Raw genomic sequence first — 16929 nt, 5'->3', positions numbered from 1 at the left:
TTAGGGGTTACTTGAATGAAATGTTTATCGGTATTACGAAAGCCTTTGCGTAAGAGCAAAGCGTCGGCGGAGCAAGGAAGCATGGTCGTGGAAGCTGCGCTTGTGCTGCCGATGTTTATGTTTTTTGTCATTTTTCTCATATATATCGTGCAGATGACGTTGATATCGACGGCGCTCCAAAGCACCGTTTCCGATACCGTCAAAACCGTAGCGGCCCATATGTATCCTGTTTCTCTAGCCGTGCAGGCGAATGCAGGGGGTATGGGAACAATCGAAGGCACGCCCAGCACGTCCCATTGGGAAATACCCAAATTGTCGCTGTCTGATTGGGTATCGAATTATAGCGACTCGCTTCCTTCTCCTGCTAAGGAGTGGATCACGGAAGCCGTCGCTTCAGGTGAGGAGCCTCTGCAGCAGCTTAAGAACCAAACCGTGGAAGCCGTCGCTTCAGGTGAGGAGCCTCTGCAGCAGCTTAAGAACCAAACCGTGGAAGCCGTACTCGACCCCGTGGTTAAGCCGATGATGAAGCCGTTCATGCCTGACCGCCTTCTGGATTATGACCGAATCCATGTGTCGAATGTTCACATACCCAATTTGAAGAGCGGCACGAGTCCTTATTTTGGCATTGAGGTGAATTATGCCCTTCCAATCCGGGTTCCTTTCTTGAACAAACGCATCGTGCTGCAAGCGAAGGCCAAGGAGAGGCTGTGGATTGGAGATACCGGAGAAGGCGGGGGCGATTCGGGGAACGGGGACGGCTCAGAGAACGGAGCCATTGAGCTGTTGGAGAAGCCGAATCCGGCCGTCGCAAGCAAGCAGGCTAAGGTAAAGGTGAAAGTAGAGCCAGGGGCCAGCGCTCAATTATCAGTCTATTATAAGAGCGGCCAGAGCACGGCTAAATATTTGGGTTGGAAGACCGCGGATGATAACGGCTATATCGATTGGGAATGGAACGTGGGATTTAATACAACGCCGGGGACTTGGCTGTTCGTGGTTGAGACGGCCGACGGGCAGCGGATCGAGGTGCCGTTTACGGTGGTAGCGCGGTCGGGCTCATGAGAGGTTCAAGAGCAAGGTTATGAAATATAGGGTTCTAAAGTAATATCCAAGAAAAGTCTTTCCAATAAAAGCAATTCGTTGTGCGTCAATAGTTAAAGTTCTATTCAGGCTATTCCTTTGAATAGTCGCGCAGGGGAGGTTGATGGGTGTGGCCGTTGCCTTTGGTATTTGTGCCGTTTATCTGATTGCGGCCTTTATTACAGACCTTCGTTCCATGAAGATACCGAATGCTCTAACCGTATCGGCTATGCTGTCCGGTCCGATCTTTCATGGCGCTTTGGACGGATGGGAAGGCCTGCTCTTTTCTTTGAAGGGTCTTGGAGCAGGGTTTCTCATCTTGTTGATCATGTATTTTATAGGGGCTGTAGGAGCGGGGGACGTTAAGCTGTTCGGTGGGATCGGCGCCTGGACCGGCTTGTGGTTTACCTTGCAGGGCATTATGTATTCTGTCCTTTTTGCCGGTGCCATCGGTTTGCTCATTCTGCTCTGGCGGCGGGAGACGATGAAGAGAGTTCGCCATGTCGTTGGCAGTATCGCCGGAGTTTTTGTCATGAAGAGCTGGTTGCCGTGGCGCAACAGCCAGGAGGAGCACTTGCGATTTCCCTTTATGATGGCTGTCCTTCCTGGCATGATCAGCACGTATCTAGTACTGCACATGTAGGAGGCGGCGCTTATGTTCGGATTAAAGGCGGATTTTATGCAGAACGGCGGAACGATCATGGTGCTGGACCGGGATGAAGGGATCCAGTCAGCAGAACTGAATCATGTGCAGCTGGGCATGATCCGTTCTTCGAGAATCCCGCACTTTTTGAAGCTGCATATGAAAGAAGTCGATTACAAAGTAACCTTGGAATATGATATCACCGGCAAAAAGATGCTGTCTCAGGCATTGAAGAGCGAGCGCATGACGTTGACCGAGTACTATGGGCTGCTGCTGCAGATCGCTACCGCATTGGAGGACAGCAGGCTGTATATGCTTCAACCCGAGAATTACATACTTCATGAGGATTTTCTGTTTGTTGAAGGCTCCCTGCATCTTGGCACATTATATTTAACCTATGTTCCCCTTGCCGTTAACGAGACAAGCAGTAACCGTCTCCCTGTAACGCTTAAGGAACTTATGACAAGGCTTCTCTTATCGGTCTCGGAGCTGAAAGGAGGAGGGATACAAGCATTGATGACCTTCTGCAGTGAACAGAGCTTCAGTTTGCCGGGACTTAAGCGGCTTGTCATTGAACTGCTTGCAGGAGAAGATGGTGAAAGCGATCAATCAGGAACGCAAGCGAAGATGGCAGTGCCTGCACATGTGAATGAAAGATTGCCCTATACCGATAATCCCTCAAACAGCAGCGTCTCCAGGCCTGCCTTCTCATTTGCAGAGCCGGCTCACAGCCGGAGTGCGGCATTGCAGACGGAGAATGACGGCAACACGGATAAACAGAGTTTAATTCGAAGCCTGACGGAACGTACCAACGAGATGTTTGGGAAAAGCGGCCGAAACGAAGAAGGTAATTCTCACGCCGGTCGCACCCCATCAGGTCTTCCTGCGTGGTCATCTGGCACAGATGATCCAAGTCTTGATGAAGCGGAGCATGGCAGGTCTTCGCCGGTTCGGACTTATATTTTGCTAGGATGTTTGCTCGCCGCAGCGGGAGCTTGGAGAATGTTGTACATGAATCAACCGGGTCCGCTGATGTTGGGGCTATCGGTAGGGATTACGATTCTGCTTGCCGTGATCGCTTGGCTCGGCTACACGGGCAAACTCCGGCTGCTCTCACGGAGAGCGGAGGATTGGTCCGGTTCATTGCCCGTGTTTGAATCCACAGAGCTGAGTCCGCAAGAGCATGCCAAGTGGAAGTCCGTCCCGCGTTTTGAGGCAGATCCCTTATCAGGTCTTCTTACGGGAAGACAGGCAGCGGACTCAGGGAAAGCGGCAGAAGCAGAGCTTGGTGAGGGGAATGAGCATTGGAGATGGCAGGTTCCTAAATCTCCATTTAACCTTGAGCGGGATCAGCCTTCAGCGGGATCTTCCGTACAGTCTTTTCGGGACCAGGCTTTTTCGCGTTCTCCTAACGCCGGGGCAGGAGATTCTTATAGGGAAGAAGGGGATTATTATGCCCAGCTGTCCCAACGGACGGAGGTGCTTTCGTCCTCTGGTGGTGGGGGAGCTACCGTGCTGTTAAGTCCAGAGACCGCCGTTCGTCCGCCCGGGCAACATTCGGCCAGGGACTATCTTGAGCTTACCGAACCGAATGCAGCCGTCCCGAAGCGAATTGAACTGCATCAGCCCCATTTCATCATCGGCCGCTCTCCCGACGTCGCCCAATTCGTAGCTGAAGGTGTGGGGACTTCGCGGGCACATGTCGAGCTCTCTCGCGAAAGCGGTGGATACGTCCTGAAGGATCTGGGTTCCAGAAACGGAACGATGCTGAAGGGAGAATCCATGGTGCCTTATAAAGAATACCCTTTGACGGAAGGGGATGCCTTTATTATTGCCGGATGGACGTTTACCCTGCGCAGGGAGGTATATTAATACGGGATTATTATAGTAGAAGTAAGATTTGCGAAGCCATTATTCCATGAAGTTTAGAGGGAATTCGGATTATTGCAGAAAACCAAAGGTGTACCCTAATTTTTAGAGGGGCCTTTGGTTTTTTATTTTTACTAGATCTATAAAAAACATCTGGTGTGATAATTATGGTAAAATGTACCAATTAACTATACATGACTAGCTTTGTATATGTTAACGATTAAATGAAAAACATCTTGTGTTTTTTGATTCATGTGTATAAGGAGGACTTTGATGTGTCTGAAGATCTAAATAGAGAAATATTGAGAGAGCTGAAAGAAATCAATAATAAACTAGACATCTTGAACTCGTCAAAAGGAATATCAGGAACTCTAAAAGTTATTGCCCTGTTAAGTAGATTAAACGGTAAGTAAACTGAATATATTGTAACATTGAAGAGGATCAGCACTTATAGGTGCTGATTCTTTTTTGTTGTTGGATGTGTAGAACTGTCTGCAATTCGCGTACGGTTAAACAGATACCTATAAGAGAACAATTATGGGCTGGAATAATACATTCTGATAATTTAAGCCTTAGACAGCCTTCTAGAGTTTATGGTAATATATGGAAGTGCGTCTTAGTATAGATGACAGGGGAGAATATGAAAGTGTCTGAGGAAGTCAAAGAGAAACAGGAGAATAAACGTAAGATCTCGTTCATGAGTGAAGGTATCTTAATAGGGGGATTAACTGCAGTCGGGTACGCAATAGCATATTATTATGAAAAGGGATATAAAGGGTACTTCTTAATGCCAGTGGATTACATCGAATTGAATCCAACGATGATTATAAGGGTAATCGGATTAACTCTTGTCATTGGTATTTTTCTTTTTGCATTTATTGACTTAATTTCTATTTATCTCAATCAACTTAAATCGCTTAATAGTGCAGTTTCATCAATAATCGACAATATAACTGGGCTAGGAATATCGTATTTCTTTTTTATGATGTTAATTGGTTTGAACGAACAATCATTCTTTATGTTTTTGCTTTTTCTAGCAGTGATATCACTTATAAATTTTGGCATGCCTCTATTAACACACAGAAAAACAAAGGGATATAGAAACAAGCTCGAAGCTGCTGTTAAAATGGAGGAGGAAAGAAACAGTAATTCTTTGAAGGGCTTGTTGTATTCGATAAGACAGCGGTTGGGCTACAAAAACTTTAGGTTAGCTTTGTATTTATTACTCATCGCAGCAACAATTCCTAATTTCTCATTGCTTGGGAAAACCAATGCAAACGCACAGACAAAATTTATGATAGTAGAAGGAAATCCAAAGTACATTGTGGTGGGAACTTACAAGGATTATGCAGTAGTAGCAGAGTTGGATACCATAAAGAAAGAGGTTATTCCGAATTATAAACTAAACAGAAATGAGAAGTTCATTGCTAAGTTATATGATGTTGGAAAGCTCAAAGTTGCCGAGCCTGAGACATTGAAATGAAGACAAGAAAATGGCTTAAAGTATAGACGTTATCTTAGTTTAGTTACTTTATATCGGATTAATCCAATAACACATGTGATAATCGTAAGTGCACTAAGCACCATGATTCAGTGACCCAGTGAAGTCCAGGAACAATAAGATGAATAGTAGAGTTAGTAATAGTATGTACACCTATTGTTACTTATGTTAAGAGCCTCTTTTGTTATGTGCTTGTGTTAGAAACTACTGATAAGGTTGTAGGGAGCCATTTTTGATTTCCTACAATACGGCCTTAGTGCATGGAGTGTTTATTCTTTTATGGAGGATAGGTGCTCTTTTCATTTTGTGACAGTTCTAGGTGTAAGCGTTCGGTACGTTACGTTTAGGGAAAAATTAATAGCATTTTTTATAATGAGGCGAAATCTAAATATTTAGTCTTCCACTCACAGATTTATGTTATTTATACGATACGAGTTTTGAATTCTAAAAACCCTTATATATCAACGTTTTCTTATTTGATCTGTAGTCAATTAGTCAACTTGAAAAAGACTGTAAACCCTTGATGTTACTGGGTTTATTAAGCATTTTTGCATTGGCTCTTACGATTCGATTTACGATTTGAAAAAGGGATATAGAATAGTGCATATAAACTAAGGGCTTATCGCTTACCAGCAAGATACTTGTCTAACGAGGAACAATGCTTCAAATTCTTGACACTGTTGGGTTTAACGCTAAATTAATCAGTAATGCGTACGATTAGTGTTCTCGATTCGATAATATCATAATAATCCATCGTTATGTTCTTAACTCTATAGCGTTCAATGTGTGTCAAAAAGGTACACTTTATGGAATGGTACATCAGAACCTTAGCTGAAAAGGTAATCGATCAGTTTTGTTAAGGGCCAGTCTTACTTTATACCTGCCCGAAATTTAACGGTAAACGGCTTGATTATTCCAAATATTTTTATCGATAGCTTATAATTATAAAAATGTATTCATTAGAAAAAGAGTGGGGGTTATATGAATCGCGATGCTCTTGATAGGATTAATGTAGTGGTTAATTGTGCTGTAAATACAAGGAATAAACATAAGTCATGGGAAATGAAATTGCTGATATTGCTAGTGAAATTGAGATACCTTCTGGGATGGTCGGTGAGGGTCTCTTAAAAGAAGAACTATACCGCAACTTTGTTCTGCGCCAAAGGAAAGAGATAAAAGATCTTATTGCTCAAATGTATACCTATTTACGATTAGTGAGATAAAGGGAAAACACCATTATACATTTATGAATCTAAATAAAACAACGATTTTACGATAAATCGACAATAAATTATAAAAACCAGTAATATAAAACAAAATATTCCAAATTATAATTGAAAATTACATAATTTTGTATTATATTATAATTACATATAAATACATTACATACAAAAAAACTATATGGAGGGATTTATTTGAAATTATTTTTTAAGAGGAAAACATCATTCTTATTGACCGTAGCGTTGTTATTTAATCTTTGGGGCATTGCCACCGTTCAAGCCGATGAGTTGACACATCAATCATATGAAGAGAATGTTGGTATTGATCTTGATGAATTACCAGCTGTTACTATAACAACTAAAGAAGAATTCGAGGCGAATGCAAGTGTGTCTAGCATTCCTAGCTGTAATAGCAATGGTTGGAGACCAGGTTCGTCAGGATATTCAAGAGCTATGACACAATATAGCGCAGTGTCAAACACTATGCAGTGGGGTTTTGAATTTACTCCTATGGGTAGAAGCTTTTTTGGCCCAATTGTCACAGTCTCGGGTACTGGTGGCTCTGTAACTAATACAGATTTGGGTTATTTTAGAACATTATTTGGTAGTAGTGTCTATGCGCCTCACGTACAATCTGTCGATTACCTGTTCCATGGAAGTATTTCAAAGTATAATTACATGGGAGGACAAGCAGCCAGCTTGAATTCTGGAGACGTTGTTACAATCAATTTAGGTGCAGTTGGTACAGCAGCTCATAAACCAATGGGAAGTTTCAGCATTTCTTGTAAGGTAGATTAATAAATATCAAAGAAGAGGGCGGATTTTACGTCCTTTTCTTTCTTTATCGAATATAAATAGAGGAGAATTATTATGGACAATGATGAAAAAAATATAAGAGACGTATACAGCGAATATGTATCGAAAAGCGCAGAAGGGAATAAAATCTACATAAGAAATAAATCTGTACCTGTAATCTGGTATGAAGAAAAAAAGGCTTTCCAGTCAATGTTCGAAGCTCAGGAATATATATCTAGTGAGATTTATCCTGCTATCCTCCAAAGTTGTAACGGCTATAAAACCACAGATCCCAAATTGGCTTATTCTCTTCTTTTCGAGTTAATAAAGACAAAAACGCATGGTAGCATAGAATTAAAGGCGTTTGCGGATATTGAAGTAATAAATAATCAACTTTATTATTTGGTTTGGATATCTTCCAGTTAACAATACATATTGAAAGAGCTAAAAGAAATCAATAATAAACTAGACACCTTGAACTCGTCAAAAGGAATATCAGGAACTCTGAAAGTTATTGCTCTGATATTCGGGTTTATAGTGCTAGGTCCTTTGCTTGTTAGGATAATGGTGTATCTATTTAATTTAACTGGATAAGGTAATTACCCCCTGCCAGAAGCCAGACGGACAATCCCAGAAGAGGCTTAGCTCCAACAAGAGTAACTCGTCCAGCGATGCTGGTATGGCGTGTAGTCGATGCTTTTTTGTGTAGAATCATCTATAGGTAAAAATGAATTATTGTTGCAGTGTACCTTGAGAAGAGCACTCTACTCATTGAGGTCACTGTCATAGCTGGAGCTGGAAATTTAGCCGCAACACCCGTTTTTTCGCAAACCGAAAGCTCAAATTTGTTTATTCTCCAGCCCTTTCATTGCCTCTTATCGCCTCCTGCTCACGGAAGACGGAAGGAGTCAGGCCGTATTTTTTCTTGAATAGAGTGGAGAAGTAAGTGATATTGTACATTCCGACCGATTCACTGATTTTGGCTGCAGTCTCATGGGTGGAAGCAAGCAAATCCTTTGCTTTCTCCAGCCTGGTGTGATTCAGGTATTCGCTGAACGATTGACGGGTTGCTTTTTTGAAGAGCTTACCCAAATAGCTTGGCGACAGGCCGGCAATGTTGGACACCAGCTCCAGAGATAAGTTTGGCTCGGCATAATGTTCTTGGATGTAATTCTGCACTTTTTCAATGATATCATTGTGCTTCTGGGCATTCATCCAGAGATTCTTCTCTTCGATTAGTGTACAGATATTAAAACAATAGCGATTGAAAGTTTCCTTGATTTCCGTCAGATGTTCGGCGGATTCAATTTCGGTCACTGCATCCAGATACTCGTTGAAATTGGAATCCGGCACATGCTGCAAATAGTCAAAGTGTTTAAGTAAGGATAGCATGAGCTGGGTGCTGTATGTAATGACCTGATTGATTGAACCGTTAGAGATCTGTTCCACGAATTGTCCGATTGCATCCCGGATTGCTTCCGGCTTCCCGGACTGCACAGCATCGATTAGCTTCTTCTCGAAGGCGCTGGGATAACTTAAGGCCGTCATCATATGGGGCCGTGTTGTTACGGCATCCAGGATCGATTCCTTCCCGTAGATTAGCCGGTATTTAACATACTGCTGCGCCGAAGTATAGGAGTAAGAAATATTTTTCCTGCCGTAACTTATATCCCCTATGCCAATGGATACCGTCACCTTGAAGTAACGGTTCAGAAAACTCTGAATATTGCCCAAGGCAGCCTCGAGCTCCTCAGGATGTTGGTTGTTCGTACACTGAAGGATTGCGACGGCTTCATTTCCCCCCATAAACAGGTAATCACATGCTCCGATAGGCTCCAGCATCTCTTTTGCAATATTGCCTAGAGCGAAGAGCAGCAGCGGCTGCTGTTCCGTCTCCATCCTCCCTCTTGTCGGTTCCAGCGCATTGATTTTGAATACAAGCACGCAAAAATAAGGCCCCGATACTTTCTTGTCGATATCCCGAATTAATTCGCTCGGAACAGAATGTTCCAGCGGATGACCCCAGAGTAACGAAAGTAAGTAATGCTCACGAATCGTTCGGGAAGAGCGGTTGATCACGAATTGCATCGATTTTTCACGTTCCTCCAACGAATGGAAAACCTCGGTCATCATCTTATATTCATCTATGAACGGCGAATCGGAGACTGGAGAATCCGTGTCCGGCATGATCCTTTCAAACAGCGTCGATAACGGTCTATAAATGCTCTTGGTCAGAAAAATAGAGATCAGCAGACCTGTCAGTACAATTCCGGCTGTCACAAGCAGCGTAACGTTGCGGAGACGGTCAATGTTGGAGATGAGTCCGGAGTAAGGGGAAACGCTTACAAAATACCAGTCCATTTTCTCCGACTTCACATAAGTGACCAGATGCTTTTTATTTAGAATATTTGTTGTGAAGCTGTTCTCTTCCTTGTCCTGATTTAGAATTTGCTGCACATACTGTTCCTCGGACCAATCTTTCAGAAATAAACTTGAATCGGTATGGGAGAGCACTTTGCCCTCTTTGTTGATGACAAAAACGTTGTTGGCGGAATCCGCTTTGCTGATTTTGCGGATCGTCGTCAGAATCGACTTTTCTTCCACATTGATATAGATAAGCGGGTTGTCGGAGGTCTTAAATGAAAAATCCGGGTAAAGCAGAAAGGTCAGGAGCTGAAGCGGCGCATCGTTGTTGCGGTCGGCAACGGTCAAGCTACGTGGATAGAATTCCATGTACCGCTCCGCGCTAAGGGTGATGAGCGAGGAGTCGAATGGAAGCCCGGCAGTATCGACGGCTGTTCCCGTAGAAGGCCGGTAGATCCCGGCGCTGTAAATATAAGGGTACACACTTATAATCTGGTTCATTTGTTGGAATATCCGATAATTGTTCGTCTTGTCCTCCAACGTGTCATTCAGGAATGAGGTGATTTCCGGCTGGATGAGCAGCGCATTACCGATTGTCATGACTTGGTTATAGACGACCTCCGAGGCGTAAGTGATTTGGGATAACATGGCTTTGGAATTGCGGTCGATCTCCTTGACGGCGCTTTTGGAGAAGAGAAGGAAGAGGACGCCGGACAGCAGGCTGACGGTTAGTAGAACGAGCAGGAAATATGAAATTGTAAGTTTTTGAAACGCCTTGTATCGAACAAGCCGATTCATGGTGTTCCGCATGAAGAATTCCTCCCAATGCCGTTAATATAACCTCTTCACTATAGGACATATCTGGCTAAAAAGGTACTCCTTCTCGCAAAAATGAAAGCCGTTTCGATAATTTGAAAGGCCTATGTTTTATATCGAAAATTTCCATTCTTGTGCAATGAAAAGTCAATTCGAAATTTGAAAGCCCTTTAATCGAATCGTGAAAGCGATATCCGGTATTTGAAATTGGAAACGCTGACCCGCTGCTATAGAGTTAGAGCAAGCGTCAACGCAGCCCAAAAATGTACACTGCAAAGAAGGAGGATAAGAAATTGGAAAAGAGACAGCGACCGGCATTCGGCATGTTTTCTGATATCCGTAGGAATGGAACATCTTACTTGCTGGTCCTTCCGGCGATGGTTTACACGTTTATTTTCGGGTATTTGACGTATCCGTATATACTGATTGCTTTCCAACGATTCAATTATACAAAGGGCATATTTCATAGCGAGTGGGTAGGATTAAAGAACTTCGAGTTCTTTTTCGGGTCGAGCAAGGCGTTTACGGTCACCTTTAACACCATCTTTCTAAATTTGCTCTTTATTCTCTTTGGAACGCTGACGGCACTGGCCATCTCACTGATCCTGAACGAGCTGCGCAAGAAGCTGTTCGTCAAAATCAGCCAATCCATGATGTTGTTTCCGAACTTCATTTCCTGGATCGTCATCAGCTATGTGCTGTATGCTTTTTTTTCTATGGATATGGGGATCGTGAACAAATTGCTGAATCAGCTTGGCCTCGCCTCGGTCAACTGGTACACCGAGCCGAAGGTATGGCCGGCTGTTCTTACCGTCATGCATGTGTGGAAAGGAGCAGGGATGAGCGCCATCATTTATCTGGCTACCATCACCGGGATCGATGAGACGTTGTATGAAGCTGCCGAGATTGATGGGGCTAACCGGTGGCAGATGTGCATGCGCATTACGATTCCGTTGATGATGCCTACGGTGGTTATACTGATGCTGCTCTCGGTCGGCAAAATCATGTACGGCGACTTCGGGATGATCTACGCCTTGATTGGCGACAATGGCACCTTGTATTCGACCACGGATATCATTGATACGTATGTATTCCGCTCTTTGCGTCAGATTGGCGACCCTTCCGAAGCTATGGCTGTCGGATTGTTCCAGTCCGTCATCGGGTTTATTCTAGTCTTCGGCACGAATGCCATTACCCGCAAATTTTTTAAAGATGGCGCGTTGTATTAGAATCCGGTTTCGGCGATAGATTCCTGAAGAAAGGTTTTAGGAGGTATAGAAGTGAAGACGTTTTCATTCAGCAGGACGATTATGTATGCTCTCATTACGATTTATTCGGCGCTTTGTTTGCTTCCAATGCTTCTGGTTCTGATGATCTCGGTCACGGATGAGGATGCCATATTGAAGAACGGATACAGCCTTTTCCCGGAGGAGTTCTCTTTGTATGCCTATAAGCTAATCTTTACAGGGGGTTCCCAAGTCATGCAGAGCTACGGTATTTCCATTTTCGTCACAATTGTTGGTACAGTGCTGGCGATTCTGATTACCTCCATGGCTGGCTATACGTTGGCGAACAAAAATGTGAAATACCGCAATTCATTGGCGCTTTATTTCTTTATTACCATGATTTTTTCGGCGGGAATTGTTCCCTGGTATCTGATGAATCGGTCGCTTGGATTGACCAATAACATCTTTGCTTTGATCATTCCGTCGCTGCTGTTCAGCCCGTTCAACCTCTTCCTTGTGCGGAATTTCATGAGCGGGATTCCCGACTCGCTGCGAGAGTCGGCAAACATAGACGGGGCCAGCGATATTACGATTGCCTTCCGGATCTATCTTCCTTTATGCAAACCGGTATTGGCGACGATTGCGCTATTCTACGGACTTGATTACTGGAACAATTGGTGGAATGCAATCATGTTGATTGACAGCAAGGATTTGTACCCGCTGCAATTTATGCTGCTGCAAATGCAATCGGAGATCAGCATGCTGAACGAGATGACGATGCTGGCTGGAACAAGCGACATCACGCTTCCTTCAGAATCGGTCAAGATGGCAACAGCGATCGTGACGATCGGGCCGATCGTCTTACTCTATCCGTATTTGCAAAAATACTTCGTGAAAGGCCTAGTTATAGGTTCTGTCAAAGGCTGATTTACTCCCCTTCGGGGTTAACATAAATTAAGCACTTTATAGAAGGAGGTCAATATTTAATATGAAAAAGTATGGTGTGTTTCTATTGGCTGTGGTTCTTGTGCTTTCGACGTTAATTGGATGCGGTAAGGGAGACAATTCTTCAGTCTCCAATTCAGAGAATAATGAGAAGCCTGCCAATACGGTCAAAATCAAATATTTAGTTCCAGGCACAGAGCCGAAAGACTACAAGGAAGTGTTCCAAAAGGTCAATGAGAAGCTGGCTGCGGACGGTGTCGGCGTTGAGGTGGAAAAAATATATATACCGTGGGATGCGTGGGATCAGAAGCTGAACTTAATGCTCTCCACTGGGGAAGATTTCGACCTGTTCCACGTCATGCAGGACCGCACGCCGTTCTCGAGCTACTATAACCGCGGTGCACTGGCGGATATCACGGATGCGATCGAAAAGCATGGAGAAAATCTGAAGAAATATATTCCGGATGATATCTTCGACGGAGCTAAAATCGACGGCAAGTATTATGCCGTTCCCTCTTATTGGGTCGAAATGGCGAGTGAAGGTCAATTCAATATTCGTCGTGACATTCTCGCCGAGAATAATCTCGAAGAGCCGACGACACCAGATGAATTGATCAGCGCTTGGGAGATTGTCATGAAGAACTGGAAGGGAAGCAATAAGCCCTATCTTGGCACTCGCGCTGACTTTGACCCGATCTACCTGCATACGTCCATCCTGCACCGGACTTATGACACGTTCCCGTTTACCGTGAAGGATAAGTTCTTCTATGTGAATCAAAGCGGTGAGGTTAAGTCTTGGATTGAGACCGAAGAGTTCAAGAAAGATGCGTCTTTCATGCGCGAGCTGTACACCAAGGGCATTACCAATCCCGATATCCTGGTCATGAAGCAGGAGCAGGTAGATGCACAACTCGACAGCGGTGAATGGTTCGTCCGTTTGGGAACTGGCGGAAGCTTGAACGGGCTCAAGAAGTACAATCCAGAAGCCACTGTAAACGATATCGGCGTTGTATGGTTTAACCCGGAGAAAGAATATATGCGTCCGCTCACCTTCAAGAACGGAAATGCCGTACCGGTAAATAGCAAAAATCCGGAAGCGGCCGTCAAATTCATCGATTGGATGCTGGCAAGCCAAGAAAACTATGATCTTGTACAATATGGCATTGAAGGCAAGCACTACACCAAGGACGGTGAGACGGGCTTTAAGCCGATCAAGGATCCGAATAACAATAATAATCCGGGGTATAGAGGTTCTGATTCGCAAAACGGCAATGTAAACTTCATGCGATTTGACTTGGAGAACAGCATTCCAGATAACAACAAAGTCTTGTTTGAGCCAAATCCGAATGCAATCAACAGTATCGCGGCGAATTTTATTTTTGACCCGACGAATGTAAGGGCCGAATACACCAATATTTTGTCGGAAGCTTCGGCAAGCATCACTCCGATTTATATGGGGGTTCAAGAATACGATAAGGCCTTCCCGGCTGCACTGGAAAAAATGAGGAAAGCCGGTCTGGATAAAGTGGTTGCTGAATACCAGAAGCAATTTCAGGATTATCAAGCTTCAATTAAATAAACGAGTTGAAAAACAAAAGGAAGGTGTGGAGGAATTTTGACCTTGCAGAAGCAACGAATTGAATTTGAAGCGACAAAAACGATCTATGAAAGTGCAACCTTAAAATTTCATGGCGTGGATGGTTTTGATGTCTACAATATTTCGATTCCATTTAAACGGGATGGGAAGCGCTATTTGTTCGGGCGGGTAGAACGCCGCGAGGAATGGGCCCGCTCTTGGGTCCGCCTGTTCGAGGAAACGGGACAGGATGAATGGAGCGTGGTGGAAGACAGCATGATCTATACGCTGGAGGACCCTTACATCAGCGAGATCGGTGATGAGCTCGTAATGGGCGGGACTCATGTGCAATACCAAAGTGGAAGATACAGCACATTTTTCGGTTATTTCTTTCGGGGCACCGACCTCCATAATTTGTACTATTTCACGACTGGACCTAACAAAATGAAGGATATTCGCCTTGTTCCGTTGTCGGACGGCAGGATCGGCGTTTTCTCGCGTCCGCGCAGCGCCGAGATGAGGGGCAAATACGGGAGCGAATCCATGATCGGCTTTACGGTCGTTGACAGACTGGAAGATTTGACTGCGGACGTCATCGAGAACGCACCTTACATTCATGGCATTTTCGGGGAAGGCGAGTGGGGGGGCGTGAACCAGGCCTATCTGCTGGACAGCGGCAAAATCGGCATCATCGGCCACATTTGCTACCTGGATCAGGATGAGCACGGAGGGGAAGTGAAGGTGTATTTGAACATGGCCTTCGTCTTCGATCCGACAACCCGAGAATCCTCTAACCATCATCTGATCGGAAGCCGTTCCTGCTATCCGCCGGGACCCGCCAAGGCGCCGCAATTGGTCGACTGCGTCTTCTCTTCGGGCATTGTGATGCGCCCGGACGGCAATGTCGATCTCTACAGCGGCATAGGCGACTGTCAGGCAGGGCGCATCACGATTGACGATCCGTTCGCAGGATACGGACGCCTTGTTTAGAGGAAAATCGTAATGACTGCGCCCTCGCATGATGACTATGACGCACCAAGACTACTAAGCCCCTGCTTCCGAGGCGAGTTTTGCACGAAGCTGATGCCTGGAGCAATGCTCACAAAACTTTTAGGAGGATGCTAATTGATGAAAACCACAAATATACCTATCATCGGAGCGCTGGCGTCCAGCCCGATCATTCGCCGTCATCCGGCAAATCCCGTACTGGACGCGGCTCGCGTGCCGTATCCGACCGCGCTCGTCTTCAACGCTGGCGTCGCCAAGTTCGGCGGCCGTTATTGTATGGTATTCCGCAACGACTACGGTTCGCTGGAGAAGCAGACGATCGAGCCGAGCCATACGACGGATCTCGGCATCGCCTTCAGCGACGACGGCATTCACTGGACGGCGGGGCCGAAGCCGATCTTCAAGCTGCACGACGAAGAGATCGTGCGCGCCTATGATCCGCGTCTGACGGTCATTGACGGCCGCTGCTACATGTGCTTCGCCGTAGATACCCGGCACGGCATCCGGGGAGGTATTGCAGTAACGGACGATTTTGAATCCTTTGAAGTATTGAGCATGTCAACGCCAGACTTGCGAAATATGGTGCTATTCCCGGAACGGATCAACGGCAACTACGTCCGGCTGGAACGGCCGTTCACGGTGTATAGCCGCGGCGGAGTGGACCGGTTCGACACCTGGATCTCGGAGTCGCCGGATTTGATCCATTGGGGCCGTTCCGAGCTCCTGTTGGCGGTGGAGCAGGTGCCGTTCGCCAATGACAAGATCGGTCCAGCCGCACCGCCCGTTAAGACGGATAAGGGCTGGCTCACTACGTTCCATGCGGTGGATATTGATTCCGCTAGAGGGAGGAACGGCTGGGAGCCGACCTGGAAGAAGCGGTATACTGCCGGCATTATGCTGCTCGATCTTGACAATCCGAAGAAGATCCTTGGCATGAGCGCATCGCCCCTGCTTGCGCCTGAGGCACTGTACGAGACGGATGGGGGCTTCCGCAATGATGTCATTTTCCCCGGCGGCATGGTGCTGGAGGAGGATGGAGAAGTGAAAATCTATTACGGGGCCGCCGACACGGTGGAATGCTTGGCTACTGCTCATGTGGACGATCTAATCCGGCTCTGTTTGGAGGGATAAGGATGGGGCAGGCGGAACGCCGCATCTTTCCGTCTTCAAATTAGTCAAGAATGGCATGATACCTGCGGTTCGGATTATATCCTGATGTGGAACAAACCAGCCCGTGGGGCATGTGCGGAATTCAACCGCCATGCACCACGGGCTGGGCTTTGTTTCTCTTTTTTTGTAAGTCTGGCCGATCCATTAAACTCAACAGACTTCTACTTATTGATCAAATGCTGGTAAGGCTTATAGTCGATTTCCTTCTTCTGGAGGAAATTCATCAGGAATTTGTAATCCCGCTTCGGCGTAGCCACGATGTAACCTTTAATGCAGTGATCCCGGGTGACTTCGGTTGCACCGGATTCGACGGCGATTTTGCCGATTTCGGCTGCAATGGAGTGTTTGGCGATATCCCGGAACGGTCCCGGAACAGGCTGCACCAGCTCGTCCAGAAATGCTTTGGATTCATCCGTCCACAGCGGACGGCTTCGCTCTACCCAGTAATTTTGCCAATCGAGCTTCGATTTGCCGTCGGCCTTGGGAAGCACTTTCAGAAACTTGCGGAACATAAAAAATCCGCCGATGCCCATCAGCCCGAGCATGACCCATCCCCAGAAGGCAATGGAGTTCATGAACCATGACGGCGGCGCACTGGACGACAAATAGCCCATGACGGCCCCTGTGCTCTTCATCTGTATATCACCTCAATGATTATTGTCACATGACACTTTCATGAGAATTATAACGCATTTCTAGATTTATTTCGATATACAAGC

The 16929-nt window shown here is 45.6% G+C and carries 15 protein-coding genes; 13 read left to right on the top strand and 2 right to left on the bottom strand.

Going from position 1 to position 16929, the window contains the following annotated elements; translation table 11 throughout:
- Window positions 1-15 precede the first annotated feature (15 nt).
- The 8 genes from RB297_RS29755 to RB297_RS29720 all read left to right on the top strand — a co-directional run bounded on the left by RB297_RS29755 (window position 16) and on the right by RB297_RS29720 (window position 7531).
- Entirely contained in the window at window positions 16-1059 is a 1044-nt protein-coding gene (locus tag RB297_RS29755; protein WP_483874350.1) for a TadE/TadG family type IV pilus assembly protein, read from the top strand.
- A 148-nt stretch (window positions 1060-1207) separates the two neighbouring features.
- Complete coding sequence (locus RB297_RS29750) at window positions 1208-1720, top strand: A24 family peptidase (protein ID WP_096776492.1); 513 nt, start codon at window positions 1208-1210, stop codon at window positions 1718-1720.
- Window positions 1721-1732: 12 nt separating this feature from the next.
- Window positions 1733-3592: a DUF6382 domain-containing protein gene (locus RB297_RS29745; protein WP_375122041.1), complete on the top strand. Its 1860-nt coding sequence runs from the start codon at window positions 1733-1735 to the stop codon at window positions 3590-3592.
- 272 nt (window positions 3593-3864) lie between these two features.
- Complete coding sequence (locus tag RB297_RS29740) at window positions 3865-4002, top strand: hypothetical protein (RefSeq protein WP_375122040.1); 138 nt, start codon at window positions 3865-3867, stop codon at window positions 4000-4002.
- 233 nt (window positions 4003-4235) lie between these two features.
- Window positions 4236-5072 carry a hypothetical protein gene (locus RB297_RS29735; RefSeq protein WP_141397996.1) on the top strand — a complete coding sequence of 279 codons (837 nt, stop codon included), beginning with the start codon at window positions 4236-4238 and terminating at the stop codon, window positions 5070-5072.
- Window positions 5073-6145: 1073 nt separating this feature from the next.
- Window positions 6146-6313 carry a hypothetical protein gene (locus RB297_RS29730; protein ID WP_176502526.1) on the top strand — a complete coding sequence of 56 codons (168 nt, stop codon included), beginning with the start codon at window positions 6146-6148 and terminating at the stop codon, window positions 6311-6313.
- Window positions 6314-6505: 192 nt separating this feature from the next.
- The gene (locus tag RB297_RS29725) at window positions 6506-7108 is read left to right on the top strand and encodes a hypothetical protein (protein ID WP_096776489.1); all 603 of its coding nucleotides are present in this window, start codon (window positions 6506-6508) and stop codon (window positions 7106-7108) included.
- A gap of 72 nt (window positions 7109-7180) precedes the next feature.
- Complete coding sequence (locus tag RB297_RS29720; protein WP_096776488.1) at window positions 7181-7531, top strand: hypothetical protein; 351 nt, start codon at window positions 7181-7183, stop codon at window positions 7529-7531.
- Between the two features lie 423 nt (window positions 7532-7954).
- Here RB297_RS29720 and RB297_RS29715 read toward each other — a convergent pair whose 3' ends face one another.
- The gene (locus tag RB297_RS29715) at window positions 7955-10279 is read right to left on the bottom strand and encodes a helix-turn-helix domain-containing protein (RefSeq protein ID WP_096776487.1); all 2325 of its coding nucleotides are present in this window, start codon (window positions 10277-10279) and stop codon (window positions 7955-7957) included.
- 299 nt (window positions 10280-10578) lie between these two features.
- Here RB297_RS29715 and RB297_RS29710 point away from each other — a divergent pair, with 299 nt between their 5' ends.
- The 5 genes from RB297_RS29710 to RB297_RS29690 all read left to right on the top strand — a co-directional run bounded on the left by RB297_RS29710 (window position 10579) and on the right by RB297_RS29690 (window position 16171).
- Window positions 10579-11514 carry an ABC transporter permease gene (locus RB297_RS29710; protein ID WP_255250644.1) on the top strand — a complete coding sequence of 312 codons (936 nt, stop codon included), beginning with the start codon at window positions 10579-10581 and terminating at the stop codon, window positions 11512-11514.
- A gap of 51 nt (window positions 11515-11565) precedes the next feature.
- A complete protein-coding gene (locus tag RB297_RS29705; protein WP_375122039.1) occupies window positions 11566-12438 on the top strand; it encodes a carbohydrate ABC transporter permease in 873 nt (290 codons plus the stop codon).
- Between the two features lie 61 nt (window positions 12439-12499).
- Window positions 12500-14035 carry an extracellular solute-binding protein gene (locus tag RB297_RS29700; RefSeq protein WP_096776486.1) on the top strand — a complete coding sequence of 512 codons (1536 nt, stop codon included), beginning with the start codon at window positions 12500-12502 and terminating at the stop codon, window positions 14033-14035.
- Between the two features lie 42 nt (window positions 14036-14077).
- Window positions 14078-15022: a DUF1861 family protein gene (locus tag RB297_RS29695; RefSeq protein ID WP_255250643.1), complete on the top strand. Its 945-nt coding sequence runs from the start codon at window positions 14078-14080 to the stop codon at window positions 15020-15022.
- Window positions 15023-15160: 138 nt separating this feature from the next.
- Entirely contained in the window at window positions 15161-16171 is a 1011-nt protein-coding gene (locus tag RB297_RS29690) for a glycoside hydrolase family 130 protein (RefSeq protein ID WP_096776484.1), read from the top strand.
- Between the two features lie 200 nt (window positions 16172-16371).
- On the opposite strand, the gene RB297_RS29685 is transcribed toward RB297_RS29690, so the two are convergent.
- The gene (locus tag RB297_RS29685) at window positions 16372-16845 is read right to left on the bottom strand and encodes a DUF2621 domain-containing protein (RefSeq protein WP_009594427.1); all 474 of its coding nucleotides are present in this window, start codon (window positions 16843-16845) and stop codon (window positions 16372-16374) included.
- Window positions 16846-16929: the final 84 nt, after the last annotated feature.

Origin of the sequence: Paenibacillus sp. CR_12 (assembly GCF_041953985.1) — a bacterium.
In the GTDB taxonomy this organism is placed as follows: Bacteria; Bacillota; Bacilli; order Paenibacillales; family Paenibacillaceae; genus Paenibacillus_AQ; species Paenibacillus_AQ lautus_A.
Note: the sequence above shows the minus strand (reverse complement) of the source record. Positions and strands in the feature narration are given on the sequence as shown.